This is a genomic window from Actinomycetospora lutea, from assembly GCF_028737205.1.
Lineage (GTDB): Bacteria > Actinomycetota > Actinomycetes > Mycobacteriales > Pseudonocardiaceae > Actinomycetospora > Actinomycetospora lutea.
In genome coordinates this window covers 58,324-78,598 of record NZ_JAQZAL010000017.1, presented here as the reverse complement: position 1 = coordinate 78,598, position 20,275 = coordinate 58,324, and the positions used below count along the sequence as shown (strand labels likewise).

Sequence of the window (20,275 nt, the reverse complement as noted above, 5' to 3'; positions counted from 1 at the left end):
CGACCTCGAGTGGAGGTTTACGGTGAGGATTCCTGGCGACACGCGCACGGTAGGCAGGCCCCACGCCGCATTTCCACGAGGCGCGCCGGGCGTGTCCCGACCTCACGTCACCCGCTCGCCGGACGGTCGTCGCACGCCGCGAACCCTCGACCACTCCTTGACGGTTGAACTCGCCCGGTGCTGAGCGCTCGCCCGATCTGAGCGAAGCGAGTCAGCGCACGACCGCGAGGTCCGGCGTCGAGACGTCGTAGACCGAGCCGGGACGGGTCAGCAGCGCGGCGAGCACGGCGGCCTTGCGCTCGTTGTCGCCGTCGGCGCCCCAGCGGACCTCGCGCTCGCCGGTGAGCAGGAACGCGACGTCGTAGGGACCGTTGGCGCGCACCTCGAGCAGATCGGCGCGCAGCGAGGCCGGCAGGGCGACGACGACGTCGGCGGCCGAGCGGGTCCCCGGGTCGTCGGGCGACGGGAGCACCCCGGGCGGCAGGATGAGCGCCGGGACGCCCGGCGGGCGGGCGGGCATCGTGCGGTAGCCGAAGCCGGTGGCGTCGATCAGGACCACGCCGCCGCCGGGGGCGGGCGCGGCGAGCACCGGCTCGCGTTCGGCGACGGTGACGACGAGGGTGCCGGGCCAGTCGCGGGACACGTCGACGGTCGCCACCCGCGGCAGCGAGCGCACGCGCTCGGCCACGTCGTCGCCGTCGAGCCACAGCAGCGAGGTCCCCGGCGCGACGGCCGCCGCGCCGCGCACCGCCTCGTCCTGGTCGGGCGCCGCCCCGGCCACCCGGACCTCGCGCACGTCGAGCAGCGGCGAGAACACTGTCAGGGCCACGACCGCGGCGACGAGCAGGACGCCGACGGCGAGCCCGATCCAGAGCCCGCGACGCGGCCGGGCGGGCCCGGGGGCCGCGGGCCGGGGGCGGCGCGCCCGCCCCGGGGAGCCGGCCGCGGCCCCCTCGGGCCGGGCGCCGGCCCCGCCGGAGCGCCGGTCGGCGCGCGCCGCCTTCTCGGGGCGCGGGCCCCGCTCGGTGCGGCCCGCCCGTCCCGACCGGCTGGCCCGGCCGCTGCGGCCGGGTCGTCCGGTGGGTCGGGCCGGGCCGGTCATCCTGCGCCGGTCATGCTGCGCCGGTCACCGCGGGTCGGCCTGCGCTTCGCGGCGCTCGAGCTCGGAGAGGACCTCGGGACCGAGGACGGTGATGTCGCCGGCGCCCATCGTCACGACGAGGTCGCCGGGCCGGGCGAGGTCGGCGAGCAGCGCCGGCACCTGGCCCCACGAGGGCTCGTAGTGCACGTTCTCCTGGGGCAGCGTGAGCTGGCGGGCGATCAGCTCGCCGTTGACGCCGGGCTCGGGCTGCTCGCGGGCGCCGTACACGTCGAGCACCACGACCTCGTCGGCCAGCGAGAGCGCGGCGCCGAACTCGGCGGCGAAGTCGCGGGTGCGCGAGTACAGGTGCGGCTGGAACGCGACGATGAGCCGGCCGTGCTCGCCGAGCACCGGGCGGGCGGCGCGCAGCTGGGCGGCGACCTTGGTGGGCGCGTGCGCGTAGTCGTCGTAGACCCGTACGCCGGCCGCGGTGCCGCGGTACTCGAAGCGCCGGCGCACGCCGTCGAAGCCCGCGAGCCCGCCGAGCAGGCCGTCGATCGGGGCGCCGAGGTCCAGGCCCGCGAGCAGGGCGGCGCAGGCGTTGAGGGCCTGGTGCTCCCCCGGCACCCCGAGGCGCAGCTCGTGCTCCTGCCCGGCGATCGCGATCCGCAGGATCCCGGTGGCCCCCTCGGCGCGGTAGTCGAGCACGCGGACGTCGTCGGGACCGGTGGCCGCCCGGCCGTAGCGGCGTACGCGCACCCCGGCCTCCGCGGCGCGGTCGCCGAGCGTCGCCGAGCCCGGGTCGTCGGCGCACACCACGAGCGCGCCACCGGGCTCGATGCGCGCGGCGAAGGCGTCGAACACGGCCATGTAGGCCTCGGCGGTGCCGTGGTGGTCGAGGTGGTCGGGCTCGACGTTGGTGACGATCGCGACGGCCGGGGAGTACGCCAGGAACGACCCGTCGCTCTCGTCGGCCTCGGCGACGAAGACGTCACCGAGGCCGTGGTGGGCGCTCGACCCGGAGGCGAGCAGGTCGCCGCCGATCATGAACGACGGGTCCTCGCCGCAGGCCTGCAGCGCGACCACGAGCATCGAGGTCGTCGAGGTCTTGCCGGCGCTGCCCGACACGCAGGCGGCGCGGTGGTCGGCCATCAGCTCGGCGAGCACCGCGGAGCGGTGCAGCACCGGGATGCCGCGGGCGGCGGCCTCGACCAGCTCGGGGTTGTCCGGGTCGGCCTGGTGCACCGCCTTCGTCGTCACCAGGCACGTCGGGCCGCCGGGCAGCAGGTCGAGGTTGTGGGCGTCGTGGCCGACGGTGACCTCGGCGCCGAGCGTGCGCAGGGCGAGCACGGCGCGGGAGTCCTTCGCATCGGAGCCCGACACCAGGGCGCCGCGCGCGAGCAGGATGCGGGCGATGCCGCTCATCGCCGCGCCGCCGGCGCCGATGAAGTGCACGCGCGACAGCAGCCGGGGCAGGGGCGGCACGCCGGGCTCGACGGAGTCATGGGACCGGCTCCACTGCGCTTCGCGTCCGGCCTGCTCCGCCTGGTCCGTCGCGCCCATGCCTACGTCCTCCCCGTCGCGCTCGCGCCCACGTGACCCGCCACGTCGAGCACCGTCCGCGCCAGTGTCTCGTCCGCCCCCGCGTGCCCCGAACGCCGGGCCGCCTCCGCGGTCGCGGCGAGCCGTGCGGGGTCGGCGACGAGCCCGGTGACGAGGTCGGCGACCTTCTCCCCGGTGAGCTCCGCGTCGGGCACGATCACCCCGCCGCCGGCGTCCACGACCGGCTTCGCGTTGAGCTCCTGCTCGCCGTTGCCGTGCGGCAGCGGCACGTAGACCGCGGGCAGCCCGACCGTCGAGACCTCGGCGACGGTCATCGCCCCGGACCGGCACAGGGCGACGTCGGCCGCGGCGTAGGCGAGGTCCATCCGCTCCAGGTAGGGCACGGGCACGTAGCCGGGCGCCCCGACGGTCGGCGCGTTCTTCGGGCCGTGCGCGTGCAGGATCCACACGCCGGCGGCGGTGAGCGCGGGCACGGCGGCGGACACGGCCTCGTTGAGCGAGCGCGCGCCCTGCGACCCGCCGAAGACCAGCAGCACGGGCGCCTGCGGGTCGAGCCCGAAGTGCTCACGGGCCTGCGCGCGCAGCCCCGCCCGGTCGAGGTCGGTGATCGCCCGGCGCAGCGGGATCCCGATGACCCGGGCCCCGGCGAGCCCGCTGCCCGGCACGGCGGCGAGGACCTCGCGCGCGAACCGGGCGCCGACCTTGTTCGCGACCCCGGCCCGGGCGTTGGCCTCGTGCACGACGATCGGCAGGCGCATCGAGGCGGCCGCGAGGTAGGCGGGCAGCGCCACGTAACCCCCGAAGCCGACGACGACGTCGGCGCCGACCTCGCGCAGCACGGCCCGGGTGCGGCGCACCGAGCGCGCCACGCGCCAGGGCAGCCGGGCGAGGTCGGCGTTCGGCTTGCGGGGCAGCGGCACGGGCGGGATCAGCTCGAGGGGATAGCCGCGCGCGGGGATCAGGCGGGTGTCGAGGCCCTTCTCCGTGCCCAGGGCCGTGATCCGCGCGTCCGGGCGCAGGCGGCGCACCGCGTCGGCGGTGGCGAGGGCGGGCTCGACGTGCCCGGCGCTGCCGCCGCCGGCCACGACCACGGAGAACGGGGTGTCCATCCCCCCATCGTCCGGCTCGCCCTCGGCGCGGTTCACCGGGCCCCTCCCCGGGCCGCCGGACGCGCCGCGACCTCGGGCTCGGGCAGGCGCAGCAGGCGGGCGAGCCGGCCCTGGCCGTGGGCGCGCAGCACCCGCGCCGCCTCGGGCTCGTGGCGCGCGAAGTTGGCCAGCAGGCCCCCGGAGAGCAGCGCGAGCGCGAGCGACGTGCCGCCCGAGGACACCAGGGGCAGCGGGATGCCGGTCACCGGGAGCAGGCCGACGACATAGCCGATGTTGATGCAGGCCTGCGCGACGAGCCACACCGTCAGCGTCGCGGCGACCACGCGGATCCACGGGTCGACGCTGCGCACGGCGATCCGCAGGCCGACGTAGGCGAGCGTCGCGAACAGCGCGATCACCGCCCCGGCGCCGACGAACCCGAGCTCCTCGCCGATGATCGCGAAGATGAAGTCGTTGTCGGCGTTGGGCAGGTAGTCCCACTTGGCGCGCCCCTGGCCGAGCCCGGCGCCGAACAGGCCGCCGTCGGCGAGGGAGAACAGGGCCTGGCGGGCCTGGTAGGCGGGGCCGAGCGGGTCGGCGGCGTCCGGGTTGAGGAACGCGGTGATGCGGCTCTGCCGGTAGGTGGCGACGACGCCGAGCACCACCGCGGCGACGACGCCGCTCGACACGATGAAGGCCATCAGGCCCAGCGGGGCGCACGCGAACCACAGCAGCGCGAACACGATGATCATCAGCGACACCGTGGTGCCCAGGTCGGGCTGGGCGAGCACGAGCCCGAGGACCGCGAGCGACACCGGCAGCAGCGGCATCAGCGCGGCCCGCCAGGTGCGCGGGTGGGGCCGGTGGCGCACGAGGACGTGGGCGCCCCAGAGCGCGAGCGCGATCTTCGTCAGCTCGGAGGGCTGCAGCGACAGGCCCGCGACGCGGAACCAGCTGCGCGACCCGTTGACCACCGCGCCCAGCCCGGGTACGAGCACGAGGACCAGCAGCACCAGGCAGCCGGCGAGCAGCCACGGGCTCGCCGCGCGCAGCTTGCGCGGCGGAACCCGCAGACCCAGCCAGAACAGGGCGAGGCCGACCAGCGCGAACACGGCCTGGCGGAAGAACACCCCGTAGGACGACCCGCCCGCGGCGTACGCCGACACCGCCGACGCGGAGAGCACCATGACCAGCCCGAGCGCGGTGAGCAGCCCGAACACGGCGAGCACGAGGTGCAGCGACGTCAGCGGGCGCTCGAGCCACTGGTGCAGCGCCGAGCGGGCGGCGGCGAGGACGCCGGGCCGGGAGGGACCCCGCCCCGCACCACGCTGCCGGCCCGGACCGCGGGCCGGCGCGCTCACGGGGTCGGCGACGTCTCGACGTCGGGGGTGGTCGCCGCCCCGTGGGGACCGACCCCGCCCGCGACCGTGCGCGCCGCGGCGGCGAACGCGTCCCCGCGCGCGGCGTAGTCGCGGAACATGTCCATCGACGCCGCGGCCGGGGCGAGCAGCACGGTGTCGCCGGGCCGGGCCAGGGTGGCGGCCGCCCGCGCCGCGCGCAGCATGCCGTCGGTGCCGTGCTCGGGTTCGCTCACCGGCCCATCGTCGCCCCCGCCCACGTCGAGGACGGGGACCTCGGGGGCGTGTCGCCGAAGCGCGGCGGCCACCACCGCGCGGTCGCGGCCCAGGACGACGGCCCCGGCGAGCCGCCCGCGGTGGGCCACGACGACGTCGGCGACGTCCGCGCCCTTGAGCAGCCCGCCGGCCACCCAGACGACGCGGTGGTGCGCGGCGAGCGAGGCCGCGGCGGCGTGCGGGTTGGTGGCCTTCGAGTCGTCGACCCAGCGGACCCCGCCGGCCTCGGCCACGACGGCGCCCCGGTGCGGGCCCGGCGCGACCGCGCGCAGCCCGTCCGCCACCGCCTCCGGGGGCACCCCGTGCGCCCGCGCGAGCGCGGCCGCCGCGAGCGCGTTGGCCTCCCCCGGCGGGCCGGGCGGGGCGACGTCGGTGACCTCCGCCAGCACGACACGGTCGCCGAAGGCTCGGTCGACGAGGTGCCCGTCGACGATCCCCAGCTCGCCGGGGGCCGGCTCGCCGCGGGTGAAGCCGACGTGGCGCGGCGCGGGCGCGGCGAGCAGCAGCGCCGCCGCCTCGCGGTCGTCCAGGCCCCCGACGGCGACCTCCCCGCGCAGCACCCGCGCCTTGGCCGCGCCGTAGGCGGCCATCGAGCCGTGCCAGTCGAGGTGGTCCTCGGCGAGGTTGAGCACCGCGCCGGCGTACGGGCGCACCGACGGCGACCACTCGAGCTGGAAGCTGGAGAGCTCGACGGCGAGCACCCGGTGCCCGGCGCGCAGCGCGTCCACGACGGGCAGGCCGATGTTGCCGCAGGCGACCGTGTCCTCCCCCGCCGCGCGCAGGATCGCCTCGAGCATCGTCGTCGTGGTGGTCTTGCCGTTGGTGCCGGTGACCGCGAGCCAGCGCGGCGGCCCGTCCGGGCACACCGCCGGGTCGTCGCCCAGCCACCAGGCCAGCTCGGGCTCGCCGACCATCGGCACCGACGCGGCCCGCGCCGCCTGCGCCAGCGGGGAGTCGGTGCGGAAGCCGGGGCTCGTCACCACGAGGTCGACGCCGTCGGGCACGCTCGCCATGTCCTGCGTCCGCCCGACGGGCCGCTCGCCGAGGGTGTCGAGCTGGGCGGGGTCGCCGTCGGCGACGGTGACCCGCGCGCCGAGGTAGCGCAGCACGTCGACCGCGGCGATCCCGGTGCGGCGCGCCCCGGCGACGAGGACGTGACGGTCGGGCCAGCTCAATGGTCCGGCTCCGCTGCGCTTCGCGTCCGGCTAGCCACCCGAGGCCGCCAGCCATTCGCTGTAGAACAGACCCAGCCCCAGGGCGCAGCAGATGGCCGCGAGCAGCCAGAACCGGATGATGACCGTGGTCTCCGCCCAGCCCGCGAGCTCGAAGTGGTGGTGGAAGGGCGCCATCCGGAACGGTCGCCGGCGCGTCGTCCGGAAGACCGCCACCTGGATGACCACCGAGAGCGCCTCGACGACGAACACGCCGCCGAGCACGACCAGCAGCAGCTCGGTGCGCGTCACCATGGCCAGGCCGGCGAAGAGCCCGCCGAGCGCGAGCGAGCCGGTGTCGCCCATGAAGATGCGCGCCGGGGCGGCGTTCCACCACAGGAACCCGATGCACGCCCCCATCGCCGCGGCCGCCACGAGCGTGATGTCGAGCGGATCCCGCACCTGGTAGCAGCCCGCCTCGATCTGCACCCCGCAGGCGTTGCGGAACTGCCAGAACGACACGATCAGGTAGGTCGCCAGCACCATCGCCGACGTGCCCGCGGCGAGGCCGTCGAGCCCGTCGGTGAGGTTCACCGCGTTCGAGGCCGCCGTGACGATGAGGTAGCAGAACAGCACGAACCCGACCGCGCCGAAGCCCACCACCGCGATGTCGCGGACGAACGAGAGGTTCGTGGAGACCGGTCTCAGGCCCTGTTCGTCGGGGAACTGCAGCGCCAGCACCGCGAACACCACGGCGCTGACGAACTGGCCGACGAGCTTCGCGGTCTTGTTCAGGCCCAGGTTGCGCTGGCGCCGGATCTTGATGAAGTCGTCGAGGAAGCCGACGACCCCCAGCGCCGTCATCAGCATCAGCACCAGCAGCGCCGACGCCGAGATCGCGACGTCGCCGACGAGGTGCGCGGCGAGGTAGCCGATCCACACCGCGGCGAGGATCGCGACGCCGCCCATGGTCGGCGTGCCGCGCTTGCCGCGGTGGCTCTGCGGCCCCTCCTCGCGGATCTCCTGCCCGAACCCCTGCTTGATGAACAGGCGGATCACGTACGGGGTCAGGAGGATCGACACGGCCAGCGCGACCCCCGCCGCCACCAGCACGCCCCTCATCGGGATCCTCCGTTCACCAGCGTCTCGGCGACCTTCTCCAGTCCGGCGGACCGTGACGCCTTGATCAGGACCACGTCCCCCGGGGCGATGCCGGCGCTCACCAGCTCGGCGGCCGCCGCGGCGTCGGGCACCAGGCGGGAGTCGACGCCCTCCGACGCGGCCGCCTCGTGCAGGGGCCGGGCGGCGTCCCCGACGACGATCAGCCGCTCCACCCCGGTGCGGGCGACCTCGCGCCCGATCTCGGTGTGGGCCCGCGGGGCGTCGTCGCCGAGCTCGGCCATGACGCCCAGCACCGCGGTGTGGCGCCCGCCCATCGCCCGCAGCGTCGCGAGCGCCGCGCGCATCGACTCGGGGTTGGCGTTGTAGGCGTCGTTGAGCACCCGGACGCCGTCGGGGCGCTCGGTGAGCTCCATGCGCCAGCGCGAGCGGGGCGCGGCGGTGCCGAGACGCTCGGCGATCGCCGCGACGGGCAGGCCCGCCTCGAGCGCGATCGCCGCGGCGGCCAGCGCGTTGTCGACGTGGTGGGCGCCGTGCAGCGCCAGCCGGACCGGGGCCTCGCCGGCCGGGGTGACCAGGCGGAACGCGGCGCGCCCGGCGTCGTCGATCACGACGTCGTCCGCGCGGACGGTGGCCTGCGGCGCCCGCCCGGCGTGCACGACGCGCGCGACCGTGCGCCGCGCCATGGCGGCGACCACCGGGTCGTCGGCGCCCAGCACGGCGACACCGTCGCTCGGCAGGGCCTCGACCAGCTCGCCCTTGGCCTGCGCGATCGCCTCGCGCGACCCGAACTCGCCCAGGTGCGCCGACCCGACGTTGAGCACCGCGCCGATCCGCGGCGGCGCCACCCGGCACAGCGCGGCGACGTGCCCCGGCCCGCGGGCCGAGAGCTCGAGGACGAGGTGGCGGGTCGAGCGCGTCGCGCGCAGCGCGGTCCAGGGGTGGCCGAGCTCGTTGTTGAACGACCCGGGCGGGGCGACGGTCTCGCCCGGTCGGTCGTCGAGCCCTTCGAGGAGGTGCGCGGTGAGGTCCTTCGTCGAGGTCTTGCCCGACGAGCCGGTGATGCCGACGACGAGCAGGCCGTCGGCGGCGAGGACGTCGACGACGTGGCGGGCCAGCAGGGCGAGGCCGGCGAGCACCCCCGCCCCGGCGCCGCCGGAGTCGGCGGCGAGGACGTAGGAGCTGGACACGGCCTCGAGCGGCGGCACGATCACCGAGGGCGCGCCGACCTCGCGGGCCGCGAGCACCCCGGCCGCGCCCGACGCCATCGCGGCGTCGACGAAGTCGTGGCCGTCGACCCGCTCGCCGGGCAGGGCGACGAAGAGCCCGCCCGCGCCGACCGCGCGGCTGTCGAACTCGACGGAGCCGGTAACCCGCTCCTTCCCCGTGGCGCCGTGCAGCCGTCCCCCGGTGATGCGGGCGACGTCGGCGAGGGTCAGGTCGATCACGGGCGATCACCGGCCCGCAGGGCGCGCTCGAGCTCCTCGACGTCCGAGAACGGCAGCTGCTCGTCGCCGATCTGCTGGCCGGTCTCGTGGCCCTTGCCCGCCACGACGACGACGTCGCCGGGCCGCGCCTCGGCGACGGCGGCCGCGATGGCCGCGCGCCGGTCGCCGATCTCGTCGACGAGGGCGCCGTCGACGTCGCGCGCCCCCGCGAGGACCTCGGCGCGGATGGCGGCCGGGTCCTCGGAGCGCGGGTTGTCGTCGGTGACCCAGAGGTGGTCGGAGAGCTGGGCGCCCAGCCGGCCCATGACGGGGCGCTTGGCGCGGTCGCGGTCGCCGCCGCAGCCGAGCACGGTGAGCAGGCGCCCCTCGGTGCCGGCCCGCAGGGTCTCGAGCAGCGCCTCGACGGCCGCGGGCTTGTGGGCGTAGTCGACGACCGCGAGGAACGGCTGCCCCACCTCGACGCGCTGCATCCGGCCCGGGACGCGGACCTCCGCGAGCCCGCGGGCGAGCACCGCCGGGTCGTGGCCGGTGGCCGCGCCGCAGGCCAGGGCGAGCAGGGCGTTGGTGACGTTGAAGGCGCCGGGCAGCCGCACGGCCACCGGCAGCACGAGCCCGTCGGGGCCGTGGACGGTGAAGCGCTGCGTGCCGTCCGGGAGCGCGACGACGTCCTCGGCGCGCCAGTCGGCGTCGGGCGCGCCGACGGTCACGGTGCGCTTCCCGCCGCCCTCGCGGACCAGCCGGCGACCCCACGGCCCGTCGACGCAGACCACCTCGACGCGCGCGCGCCCGTCGAACAGGCGCGCCTTGGCCGCGAAGTAGTCCTCCATGTCGGCGTGGAAGTCGAGGTGCTCGGCCGACAGGTTGGTGAAGGCGCCGACCGCGAAGCCGGTGCCGGCGACGCGGCCGAGGCTCAGCGCATGGCTCGAGACCTCCATGGCCACGTGGGTCGCGCCGTCGTCGGCCATGCGGGCGAGCAGGGCCTGCAGGTCGGGCGCCTCGGGCGTGGTGAACGCCCTATCGGCGTGCTCCCCTGGATGCAGGCGCCGCCCGCCGAGCCGCGTCTCGACGGTACCGATGAGGCCCGTGGTCGCGCCGGCCGCCGCCAGCGCCGCTTCGAGCAGGTACACGGTGGTGGTCTTGCCGGCCGTACCCGTCACGCCGAGCACGTCGAGGCGCCTCGAGGGGTCGCCGTAGACCAGGGCGGACGCCGGCCCGATCGCCGCGCGCGGGTCGGCGTGCACGAGGACAGGGACGCCGGCGTCCCGGACGGCCGCGCGCGCGGCGCCGTCGGCGTCGGTGAGCACCGCGGCGGCACCGCGCGCCAGCGCCTGGTCGGCGAAGTCCGCGCCGTGGGCCCGGGCGCCGGGCAGCGCCGCGAACAGGTCGCCGGGGCGGACCTCGTGGGCGCGCAGCGTGGCCCCCGTGACCCGGGCGTCGGCGTCGCCGACGATCTCCACCGGCCCGTCGGCGGGGCGGGCGGAGCGGATGCGCTCGGCCACGGCAGTGATCATCACGGGCTCCGTCCGGCGGGGCCGCAGCGAGCCCGCGTCGGTGGCGTCGGGGCCGCCTGCGGAATCGCCGTCACCGACCGGCCCCCGGGCGGGGCCGGCGGTGTCGTCGAACGTCCTCGGCGGTGCGGCGGGCACGATCGCGCAGGCTACTCACCGTCTCCGGGCCCACTCCGCAGGCCCTGTGGCCTGCGGGGCGTGCGGGACCCGTGTGTCAGGGCAGCGTGAGGGGCACCTCGCGCGGCGGCGCCGTCGACACCGGCACGGCCCCGTGCTGGGCGAGGTAGGCGCCGATCTCGTGGAACAGCGGCGCCGCGGAGTCGCCGCCCGGCGGGCGGTCGAGCATCAGCGCGACGACGTAGCGCGGGTCCTGCGCCGGGAACATGCCGGCGAAGGTGATCCAGTAGTTCGACTGCGAGTAGCAGCCGCAGCCCGGGTCGACCTGCTGGGCGGTCCCGGTCTTGCCCGCCACCGGGTAGCCGGGGATCGCCGCCGCCGGACCGGTGCCGCGGTTGCCGCCGCGGCCGTCCTGGGTCACCGACTGCAGCATGTCGCGCATCGTGCGGGCGGTCTCCGGGCTCATCGCCCGCACGCCCTCGGGCGCGGGCGACGGGATGCGCACGCCGTCCCCGCCGACCTCGGCCTCGACCACCCGCGGCGGCACGCGCACGCCGTCGTTGGCCACCGCCTGGTACATGCTCGCCATCTGCAGGGTCGTCATCGACAGGCCCTGCCCGATCGGCAGGTTGCCGAACGTGCTGCCCGACCAGTCCTCGCGGGCCGGCACGGAGCCGGAGCTCTCGCCGGGGAGCTCGATGCCCGTGCGCTGCCCGATCCCGAGCGCGCGCAGCATCGCGTCGAACCGGTCCGGCCCGAGCCGCTGCGCCGTCATCAGCGTGCCGACGTTCGACGAGCGCCCGAGGACGCCGTTGAGGGTCAGGTTGATCGTCCCGTGCGACCAGGCGTCGCTGATCGTCCGGTCGGCCACCCGGATGCTGCCCGGGACCTGCAGGACGTCCTCCGGCCGGGCGATGCCGTTCTCGATCGCGGCCGCCATCGTCACGATCTTGTTCACCGAGCCCGGCTCGAACGGCGACGTCACCGACGGGTTGCTCAGCTGCGCGCCGGCGGCGCCCGGCGCGGCGGGGTTGAACGACCCCGAGTTCGCCATCGAGAGCACCTGGCCGGTGTGCGCGTCGAGGACCACCGCGCTGCCGCTGCGGGCCCCGACCCGCGCGGTGTAGTCGCGCAGGCGCTGCTCGACGGCGTACTGCAGGTCGGTGTCGATCGTCAGGACGACGTCGCGGCCGGCCTGCGCGGGCTGCTCGGCCCGGGTCGTGCCCGGGATCACGGCGTCGCTGCCCTCAGCGGTGTCGACGACACGGAAGCCGTCGGTGCCCGCGAGCGTGGTGTCGAGCGCGCTCTCCAGCCCGATCGAGCCGCGGATCTTCTGGCGGTCCATGTTCCAGGACGCGCTGCCCACGACGGTCGCCGCGACGTCGCCGGCCGGGTACTGGCGCGACTCGCGGTCCTCCTCGGCGATCTCCGGGAAGGCCTCGCGCACCTGCCGCGCCGCGCCGGGGTCGACCAGCGGGGCCAGCACCACGTAGCTGCGGTCGGAGGTCAGCGAGGCGAAGATCGGGCCGGGGTCGAGGCCGAGGATGCGCCCCATCCCGATCGCGATCGCCGACTTGCGCTGGTCGGGCGTCGGCGCCCCCGGCTGCGCGCGGACGGCCGGCTCGTCCCAGTCTTGCGTGATCCGCCGCGGGTTCGCCACGAGCGCCTTCGCCTCGACGCTGAACGCCAGCGGCGTGCCGTAGCGGTCGAGGATCGCGCCGCGCTCGGCGGGCACGTTGAGCCGCGTGGTGCGCTGCTGCGCCGCGTCGGCGGACAGCTCGCCGGCCCGCAGGCCCTGGACCTCGATCAGCTTCAGCGTGCACAGCAGCAGCACCGCGACCAGCAGCACCCGGCCGACGCGCAGTCGGCGCCGCGGGTCCGGCGGGCGGGCCGCGGGACGGCGCGCGGGACGGCGCGGGGGCGGCGGGGGCGGCGACGGCCGGCGGCCGCCCGGGGCGCGACCGCCCGGCGCGCGGGCGGGCGGCCGGCTCAGGGTCGGCGCGCTGCGCGCCATCACCGACCGGCCGGGGTGGGCGCGGCGTCGGCGTCCGGGGTGTCCTGGGCGTTCTGGGCGTCGGCGTTCTGGGCGCCCTGGACATCGGTGTTCTGGGCGTCGGTGTTCTGGGCGTCGGTGTTCTGGGCGTCGGCGTTCTGGGCGTTCTGGGCGTCGGCGGTCCGGCTCGGGACCGCGGCCAGCTGGTCCTCCGCCGCGGCGGCGCCGGCAGGCGCCGGGGCCGGCTGGCCGTCGGTGGCGGCCTGCGCGGCGGTGGAGCTCTGGGCGGGGCCGACCGGCGCCGCGGGCACGGGCGGCGGCGCGAGGGCCTGCGCGGGCCTCGCGTCGCCGATCACCTGCGAGGACCCGTCCGGCGCGACCAGCAGCACCGCCGGCTCCCCTGCGGGCACCATCCCCTGCGCGCGGGCGGCCGCGGCCAGGGCGGGCGCCGACTGCGCGGCCGCGACGTCGCGGTGCAGGCGCTCGGTCTGCTCGGAGAGGTCCCGGGCGACCTGTCGGGCCTCGTCGAGGCGGTAGGAGTCGGCGGCCGCCGCCGTCGACAGCCACAGCGTTGCGACCAGGCCGCCGGTGAGCAGCACCATGATCAGGAGCACGAAGGGGGCGGTGCCGCCGGAGCGGGTGTCGGTCGTCGTGACGGTGGCCCGCCCGGCGGGGTGCGTGGACGTCCCGGCACGGCGGGCGGCGTCGCGCCCGGCGTCGCGCCCGGTGTCGGGCCGGGTGTCGCCCCGGGTGTCGCGCCCGGTGTCGGGTCGGCTGTCGCGCCGGGTGTCGGGTCGTGTGCTCGTCCCCGTGCGGGGCTCGGCCAGGGTCGCGCTGCTCATGCTGCGGCCTCCCGCACTCGCTCGGCGGCACGCAGCCGCACCGACGCCGCCCGGGGGTTGGCGGCGATCTCGTCGTCGTCGGCCTTCTCGGCGCCGCGGGTGAGCAGGCGCAGGTCGGGCTCGTCCTCGGGCCGCACCACCGGCATGTCCGGCGGGGCCTTGGAGCGGCTGTGCTCGGCGAGCACGCGCTTGACGATGCGGTCCTCCAGGGACTGGTAGGACATGACGACCACCCGGCCGCCCACCGCGAGCGCGCGGACGGCGGCCGGGACGGCCGCCGCCACCGCGTCGAGCTCGCCGTTGACCTCCACCCGCAGTGCCTGGAACGTGCGCTTCGCGGGGTGGCCGCCCGTGCGCCGGGCCGCGGCCGGGATGGCGTCCTCGAGGAGGGCGACGAGCTCCGCGCTGGTGCGCAGCGGAGCCCGCCGCCGGGCACGCACGACGGCCTCGACGATGCGTCGGGCCGCACGCTCCTCGCCGTAGTCGTGGAGCACCCGGATCAGGTCGCCGGGCGCGTAGGTGTTGAGGACGTCCGCGGCGGTCGGCCCCGTCGTCGGGTCCATGCGCATGTCCAGGGGCGCGTCGCGGGCGTAGGAGAAGCCGCGCTCGTCCTCGTCGAGCTGCATCGACGACACACCGAGGTCGAACAGGACGCCCTGCACCGCGTCGTACCCGAGGTCGTCGAGCACCTCGGGCAGCGCGTCGAAGACGGCGTGCACGAGATGCGTCCGGTCGGCGTAGGGCGCGAGGCGCGTTCGGGCAAGCCGCAGCGCCGACTCGTCTCTATCAACACCCACAAGAGTGAGTCTCGAGTGCTGAGAAAGGAGCGCGGCGGAGTGGCCGGCCGCCCCCAGGGTGGCGTCGACGAGCACGGCGTCGCGGTCGGCGAGGGCCGGCTCGAACAGGGCGAGGACGCGGTCGAGGAGGACCGGGACGTGACGCTCGCGGTCCGCGGGGTCTCCCCCCGGGGGCTCTTCCGCGTGCTCGTCCACCGAATCCCTCCACCGACTCGTCGCCCGGGCCGGGATCGGCCCTTCGCCTGCCGGGACACGGGCAGGCTCGACCGAGCTCCGTGTCCCGAGGTCCGATGTCGTCACGTCCCGGTCCGCAGATCGACGGACCTGGCGCCGGGGAAGGTGCGCCAGGGCCGTCGCCCTGCGGGCCGGGGCCTCACGGCACCGGACCGTGCGCCCCTCGCGGGGGCGCTCCCTGTTCGCTTGTCGTCGGTGCGGTCGGCGTCAGAAGACGCCGGGCAGCACTTCCTGCTGGGCCTCGGCGTAGCCGGCCTCGTGCTCGTCCTGGTAGCGCGACCAGGCCTCGCTGTCCCAGATCTCGAGGCGGTTGACCGCACCGATCACGGTGCAGTCCCGCCCGAGCCCGGCGTAGCGACGCAGCTCGGCCGCGATCGGGATACGGCCCTGGGAGTCGGGGCGCTGCTCGTCGGTGCCGGCGAACAGGTAGCGCTGGTACGCGCGCACCCGCTCGTCGGTGAAGGGCGCCTCGGCCACCTTGCGGGCCATCTGCTCGAACTCGTCACGGGGGAACACGTAGAGGCAGTGGTCCTGACCCTTCGTGATCATCAGCCCCCCTGCCAGCTCGTCCCGGAACTTCGCGGGCAGCGTCAACCTGCCCTTGTCGTCCAATCGCGGGGTATGGGTGCCGAGGAACACGGCGCCCACCTCCCCGGTGAGGCCCCGTTCGCCCCACTGTCCACCACCATACCCCACCACGCCCCACAGCCAAACCATTCTGTGGGTGTGGTGGTCCCCGATCGTGCGAGTTCTTGCTGGTCAGCGACGGTGGGGAGCCGTGGGGGAACCGGACGTGACCATGACGGGCCGAGGACCCGGAGGTCCACCGACACGCCGCGCACTCCCCCGCCTTTCCGCGTCTGAGCAGGGCGGATGCGCCGGGTGGGGCGTCCGGTGGGGCGGGGTGGGGCGTCCGGTGGGGGGACGTGGGGGGCTCGGCGCGGGCGTGGAGAGCGGGGGTGGGGCGAGGTGGGGCGCCCCGGCCCGTCGCGGTGATCAGGAGCACCTGGTGCGCCTCGAGCGCGCCTCCGAGGCGCACCGTGCTCTCCTGATCACGGCGCGGCGTCCCCGCGAACGACGACGCGCCGCCGACCACGGAGGTCGGCGGCGCGTCGGGGTACGGGCGAGCGGAGCGGGCTACTCCTGCTCGAAGCGGCGGCGGAAGCGCTCTTCCATGCGCGAGGTGAAGCGGCTGCGCTCCTTCTCGCCGGCGGCGCTCTGGGCGGCGTCACCCTCGGCGGCCGCCTCCTTCTTGCGGGCGCCGAACGAGGTGATCGCGAGGACGGCGCCGCCGAACATGGCGAGGAAGCCCGCCACGCTGACGATGATGCCCGCGGTCGAGGTGCTGAACAGCACCACGCCGAGCACGAGCGCCACGACACCGATCACGAAGAGCGCGACGCCCTGGATCCGCCGGCGACGCGACGGGCGTCGGAGCTTGCCTCCCCGAACCGTGGACGCGAACTTCGGGTCCTCGTCGTAGAGAGCGCGCTCGATCTGCTCGAGCAGACGCTGCTCGTGCTCGGAGAGCGGCATGATTCCTCCGGCACCGGAAGGGAAAGTTCGCCCGACCCGTCAGGGTCCGGCGGGCATCGTCCTGATGACCCAGCACCATCCTACGAGTCCGTCGTCAGTCCGACTACCCGGACCGGCGTGTTGCCGTCACTGATCATCCTTTCGGCGCCGGGCCGATGCCGCACGGGAGGCGGGCGGATGCTGTCGGTGACGGTCCCGGCCCGGGTCCGCGGCCTCGACCGGTGATCGCGCGCGCTCCGGGTCCGGATCACCGAGCAGGCTCGCCGGGCGGATCGCCGCGACCCCGAACCGCGATCGCGCCTGGTCAGCGGCGCGCTCGGCGTCGGACCACCCGTGCTCGGGCTCGCCGAGGACGATCTGCTCGGGCGCGCGGTCGGCCGGCACGAGTCCTTCGCCGCGGACGCCGAGCAATCGGACCGGCGCGGTGTCACCGAGCGCGTCGTGGAGCTCGACCGCGGTGGCGTGGAGGTCGCGGGCGAGATCGGTCGGCGCCGCCAGGGTCCGCGCCCGTGTGATCGTCGTGAAATCGTCGAAGCGAATCTTGAGCGCGACCGTCCGCGCGCGCATGCCGCGGTGCCGCAACATCCGCGCCGCGCGATCCGCGAGGCGCAGCAGTTCGCGGCGCCGGACGGCCGGGTCGACGAGGTCGCGGGCGAAGGTCTCCTCGGCGCCCGCGGACTTCTCGCGGCCGTGCGGGTCGACCCGGCGCTCGTCGATCCCGTGCCCCAGGGAGATCAGGTGCGCCGCGTGCGCCTGACCCACCGCGCGCCGCATCGTCGCGGGACCGGCCGCGGCGACGTCGGCGACGGTGGTGATCCCGTGGCGGCCGAGCACCTCCTCGGTCCGCGCGCCGACGCCCCACAGCGCGCCCACCGGCAACGGGTCGAGGAACGCGCGCACACCGTCGGCGGGGACGAGGTGCACCCCGTCGGGCTTCGCGACGCGGGAGGCGAGCTTGGCCACGAACATCGTCGAGGCGACGCCCACCGAGCACGTGATCCCCTGGCTCGCGGCCACCTCCTCGCGGACCCGCGCCGCGACGCCGAGCGGGGTGGTGCCGAGACGACGCAGCGCGCCGGAGACGTCGAGGAACGCCTCGTCGAGGCTCAGCGGCTGCACGAGCGGGGTCACCGAGCGGAACACGCCCATCACCGCGCGGGACACCTCGGCGTAGGTGGCGAAGTCCGGCGTCAGGAACACGGCCTGCGGGCAGAGCCGGTGGGCGCGGGCCGACGGCATCGCCGAGCGGACCCCGTAGGCGCGCGCCTCGTAGCTGGCCGAGAGCACCACGCCCCGCTCGGGCCCGCCCCCGACCACGACCGGGCGGCCCTGCAGCTCCGGCCGGGACCGGATCTCCACCGCCGCGTAGAAGGCGTCCATGTCGACGTGCAGGACGCCGCACCCGGCGTCGGCGCCGGGACCGTGGGGCGAGCCGTTCAGCCCGGCCGCCGGGCGAGGACGTGCAGGCGCGCGGCCATGTCGCGCAGGGGCGGGGTGCCGGCGGCGATGTCCTCGAGCTCGGCGAGCGGGTCCGACGAGCCGGACTCGAGCACGCCGTCGGGCACGAGGTCGGCGAGCACCCGGTGGCCCTGCACCCGCTCGACCGCGAGCTGCCCGCCGGCCTCGACGAGCGTGCGGATCTCCTCGACGTCCATGCGCCGGCGCAGCGGGTCGTCCGGGCCCCAGCGGCCGGTGGGGTCGACGAGCACCCGGCGCGCCTCGACGAGCCGGCCGGCGACGACCCGCGAGAGCACGGCGGCGAAGCGCCCGGCGACGAGCAGCGAGACCGCCCCGCCCGGCGCGGCGGCGCCCGCCAGCGCACGGCACGACTCGGCGGGGTCGTCGACGTACTCGAGCAGCCCGTGGCCGAGGACGAGGTCGGCCTCGGTGTGACCGACCGCGTCGGCGAGCGCGTCGACGTCGCCCTGGACGGCGCGCACGCCCGCGGCGACCCCGGACTCGCGGGCCCGGCTCTGGAGCACGGCGAGGGCGTTGGCGCTGGAGTCGACCACGGTGACCTCGCAGCCGTCCGCGGCCAGCGGCACCGCCCACGTGCCACTGCCGCCGCCGACGTCGAGCACGCGCGGCGCGGCGCCGTCGCGCCGGGCGCGGGCCGCGGTGAGCTCGACGCGCAGCGTGCGCGCGACGACGTCGACCGGGGCGAACGACGCGGCACGGGTCACCACGACACCGTAGAACGTGGGGCGGGTGTCCGGCGTCACCGACTCATCGGCCCGCGTGGCCGGACCCGATGTCCGTCGACGCGGTCCGGATGGGCCATCACGCGCCCCCGGCCGGTAGGTTCGCCGCGTGCACGTCACGGCGGTCCTGAGCCTCAAGGGCGGTGTCGGCAAGACGACCGTGGTCCTGGGCCTGGCCGGGGCGGCGCTCCGGGCGGGTCTGCGCACCCTGGTGGTCGATCTCGACCCCCAGGGCAACGCGACCACGGCGCTGGAGCCCGAACCCACCGAGACCACGATCGCGCACGCGATGGAGCAGCCCTCGGCGGCCCTGCTCGCGTCCTCGATCGGCATGAGTGCCTGGGGCGACGAGGTCGACGTGCTCGTCGGGTCGGAGGACGTGGAGCGCCACAACCACCCCGACCCGAACTCCCAGCGTCTCGGGCGGCTCGCGCGGCTGCTCGCCGCCCTGCCCCAGGACGGCGAGGACGCCACGGAGACCGGTGTCGCGGCGTACGACCTGGTGCTCATCGACTGCCCGCCCTCGCTGGGCCAGCTGACCCGCTCCGCGCTGGTCGCCGTCGACCGGGCCGTGCTCGTGACCGAGCCGACGATCTTCGCCGTGTCCGGGGTGCAGCGCGCCTTCGAGGCCGTCCAGGCCGAGCGGGAGAACAACCCGGACCTGCAGCCGCTGGGCGTGCTGGTGAACAAGTACCGCTCGCGGTCCTCGGAGCACGAGTTCCGCGTGGCCGAGCTGCGCGAGCTGTTCGGCCCGCTCGTGCTCTCCGGCGTGCTGCCCGACCGGAGCGCCGTGCAGCAGGCCCAGGGCGCCGGGGTGCCGATCCAGCGGTGGGACACCCCGGGCGCCCGCGAGATCGCGAGCCAGTTCGACGGGCTGCTCGGCCGGATCGTCCGGTCGCGCTCGGGGCGGTCGCACCGCGCCCGCGCCCGCCACGCCCCGGACGCCTGAGCCGGGCCCCGGCTCAGCGCGCCCGGCCGGCCACGGTGCGGGTGACGAGGGCGAGGAACAGGTCGGCCTGGCGGACCATGTCGTCGGCGTCACGCTGTGACACGCGTCCCCGCACCCCGGCCTCCACGGCCGAGCGCGTGGCCGAGTGGGCCGCGAAGAACGCCGCCCACTCGCCGTACTCGGGCGCCACCGACGCGAGCAGCGTCCACGCGTCGGTGGGGCGCGAGGCGCGCTTGGTGCGCGCCCGCAGCGCGAGCACCGCCGCCGCGGCGCGCAGGGCTCCGAGGTGGGCCGCGCAGAAGCGCTCGGCGGGCTCGTCCTCGGCCTGCGCGGCCCGCAGCTCGTCACGCGCCGCGCCCAGCAGCTGCACCACGGTGCGCGAGGGCGGCGGTGGCGGCGGGGCGGGCTCGGCGGACCGGCCGGTGGCCCCGCGCGTGGCGGAGCGCACCGGGCGGCCCTCGCGTCCCGGGGCGGGGGCCGGGACGGCGGTCGGGGGCGGGGGCGGGCCGGCGGGCAGGCCGGCGCGGGGGCCGTCGGCCGGCGTGGTGTCGAACAGTCCGGGCATCGCGAGAGCGCTGGTCACGGTCGGTCTCCTCCGAGGCGGGGCGAGCAGGGGTCAGGCACCGGCCCAGCGCAGGTCCCACACGCCGGGCCCGGAGCGCATGCGCAGCACGAACTCGCCGGGCGGCAGGTTCGGCTCGTCGGTGCGGCAGGCGAGCACCCGCCAGCAGCGGCACCGGTCGCCCCCGACGGGCATGGCCGACAGGAACGGCCAGCGCGACTCCTCGATCCAGCGATCGCGCACCTCGGTGACCAGGTAGTGACTGTCTCGCCGGTTGGGGCGGCGATGGAACTCGACGGGGTCGCCGTCCGCGCAGCGGACCTGGACCGGCGAGGGACTGCGAACCACGATGCGTTCCTCCACGGCGGCTCGTGCTCCCCGGCCCGTGGCTCGGGCCGGGTGGGTGCCTGCCACCGTGGGGAGCCGGCGGCACTCCCGGGCGACGGGGCGCT

The 20,275-nt window shown here is 76.5% G+C and carries 18 protein-coding genes; 1 reads left to right on the top strand and 17 read right to left on the bottom strand.

Translation table 11 applies throughout. The features are described from left to right. Positions 1–211: 211 nt before the first annotated feature. The 15 genes from PHK61_RS19155 to PHK61_RS19085 all read right to left on the bottom strand — a co-directional run bounded on the left by PHK61_RS19155 (position 212) and on the right by PHK61_RS19085 (position 18,294). Entirely contained in the window at positions 212–1,102 is an 891-nt protein-coding gene (locus tag PHK61_RS19155; RefSeq protein ID WP_274282605.1) for a cell division protein FtsQ/DivIB, read from the bottom strand. 24 nt (positions 1,103–1,126) lie between these two features. Continuing rightward, entirely contained in the window at positions 1,127–2,644 is a 1,518-nt protein-coding gene (murC, locus tag PHK61_RS19150) for a UDP-N-acetylmuramate--L-alanine ligase (RefSeq protein WP_420791409.1), read from the bottom strand. A 2-nt stretch (positions 2,645–2,646) separates the two neighbouring features. Continuing rightward, a complete protein-coding gene (gene murG / locus PHK61_RS19145; RefSeq protein WP_274282604.1) occupies positions 2,647–3,753 on the bottom strand; it encodes an undecaprenyldiphospho-muramoylpentapeptide beta-N-acetylglucosaminyltransferase in 1,107 nt (368 codons plus the stop codon). A gap of 32 nt (positions 3,754–3,785) precedes the next feature. Then, positions 3,786–5,093 carry a putative lipid II flippase FtsW gene (gene ftsW, locus PHK61_RS19140; RefSeq protein ID WP_274282603.1) on the bottom strand — a complete coding sequence of 436 codons (1,308 nt, stop codon included), beginning with the start codon at positions 5,091–5,093 and terminating at the stop codon, positions 3,786–3,788. Beyond that, a complete protein-coding gene (gene murD, locus PHK61_RS19135) occupies positions 5,090–6,541 on the bottom strand; it encodes a UDP-N-acetylmuramoyl-L-alanine--D-glutamate ligase (RefSeq protein ID WP_274282602.1) in 1,452 nt (483 codons plus the stop codon). Before murD ends, ftsW begins: the two co-directional genes overlap by 4 nt. A 30-nt stretch (positions 6,542–6,571) precedes the next feature. Then, the gene (mraY, locus tag PHK61_RS19130) at positions 6,572–7,639 is read right to left on the bottom strand and encodes a phospho-N-acetylmuramoyl-pentapeptide-transferase (RefSeq protein ID WP_274282601.1); all 1,068 of its coding nucleotides are present in this window, start codon (positions 7,637–7,639) and stop codon (positions 6,572–6,574) included. Further along, positions 7,636–9,084, bottom strand: a complete 1,449-nt coding sequence (locus PHK61_RS19125; RefSeq protein ID WP_274282600.1) for a UDP-N-acetylmuramoyl-tripeptide--D-alanyl-D-alanine ligase — start codon at positions 9,082–9,084, stop codon at positions 7,636–7,638. Before PHK61_RS19125 ends, mraY begins: the two co-directional genes overlap by 4 nt. Continuing rightward, positions 9,081–10,595 carry a UDP-N-acetylmuramoyl-L-alanyl-D-glutamate--2,6-diaminopimelate ligase gene (locus PHK61_RS19120; RefSeq protein ID WP_274282684.1) on the bottom strand — a complete coding sequence of 505 codons (1,515 nt, stop codon included), beginning with the start codon at positions 10,593–10,595 and terminating at the stop codon, positions 9,081–9,083. Before PHK61_RS19120 ends, PHK61_RS19125 begins: the two co-directional genes overlap by 4 nt. 211 nt (positions 10,596–10,806) lie before the next feature. Next, positions 10,807–12,723: a peptidoglycan D,D-transpeptidase FtsI family protein gene (locus PHK61_RS19115; protein WP_274282683.1), complete on the bottom strand. Its 1,917-nt coding sequence runs from the start codon at positions 12,721–12,723 to the stop codon at positions 10,807–10,809. After that, positions 12,723–13,544 (bottom strand): cell division protein FtsL, encoded by an 822-nt coding sequence (gene ftsL / locus PHK61_RS19110; RefSeq protein ID WP_274282599.1) that lies wholly within the window; start codon positions 13,542–13,544, stop codon positions 12,723–12,725. The genes PHK61_RS19115 and ftsL overlap by 1 nt, the downstream gene beginning before the upstream one ends. Then, positions 13,541–14,536: a 16S rRNA (cytosine(1402)-N(4))-methyltransferase RsmH gene (gene rsmH, locus PHK61_RS19105; protein ID WP_274282598.1), complete on the bottom strand. Its 996-nt coding sequence runs from the start codon at positions 14,534–14,536 to the stop codon at positions 13,541–13,543. Before rsmH ends, ftsL begins: the two co-directional genes overlap by 4 nt. Before the next feature lie 246 nt (positions 14,537–14,782). Continuing rightward, a complete protein-coding gene (mraZ, locus tag PHK61_RS19100; RefSeq protein WP_274282682.1) occupies positions 14,783–15,214 on the bottom strand; it encodes a division/cell wall cluster transcriptional repressor MraZ in 432 nt (143 codons plus the stop codon). A gap of 498 nt (positions 15,215–15,712) precedes the next feature. Beyond that, positions 15,713–16,111 carry a DUF3040 domain-containing protein gene (locus PHK61_RS19095; RefSeq protein ID WP_274282597.1) on the bottom strand — a complete coding sequence of 133 codons (399 nt, stop codon included), beginning with the start codon at positions 16,109–16,111 and terminating at the stop codon, positions 15,713–15,715. 126 nt (positions 16,112–16,237) lie between these two features. Beyond that, positions 16,238–17,503, bottom strand: coding sequence for a DNA polymerase IV (gene dinB, locus PHK61_RS19090; RefSeq protein WP_337993981.1), 1,266 nt, complete (start codon positions 17,501–17,503; stop codon positions 16,238–16,240). Between the two features lie 44 nt (positions 17,504–17,547). Further along, positions 17,548–18,294, bottom strand: coding sequence for a methyltransferase domain-containing protein (locus PHK61_RS19085; RefSeq protein ID WP_274282596.1), 747 nt, complete (start codon positions 18,292–18,294; stop codon positions 17,548–17,550). A 127-nt stretch (positions 18,295–18,421) separates the two neighbouring features. Between PHK61_RS19085 and PHK61_RS19080 the strand changes: the two genes are divergently transcribed. Further along, positions 18,422–19,261, top strand: a complete 840-nt coding sequence (locus PHK61_RS19080) for a ParA family protein (protein ID WP_274282595.1) — start codon at positions 18,422–18,424, stop codon at positions 19,259–19,261. Between the two features lie 13 nt (positions 19,262–19,274). Here PHK61_RS19080 and PHK61_RS19075 read toward each other — a convergent pair whose 3' ends face one another. Continuing rightward, positions 19,275–19,844: an SAV_6107 family HEPN domain-containing protein gene (locus PHK61_RS19075; RefSeq protein WP_274282594.1), complete on the bottom strand. Its 570-nt coding sequence runs from the start codon at positions 19,842–19,844 to the stop codon at positions 19,275–19,277. Between the two features lie 33 nt (positions 19,845–19,877). Next, the gene (locus PHK61_RS19070) at positions 19,878–20,171 is read right to left on the bottom strand and encodes a hypothetical protein (RefSeq protein WP_274282593.1); all 294 of its coding nucleotides are present in this window, start codon (positions 20,169–20,171) and stop codon (positions 19,878–19,880) included. Positions 20,172–20,275 lie beyond the last annotated feature (104 nt).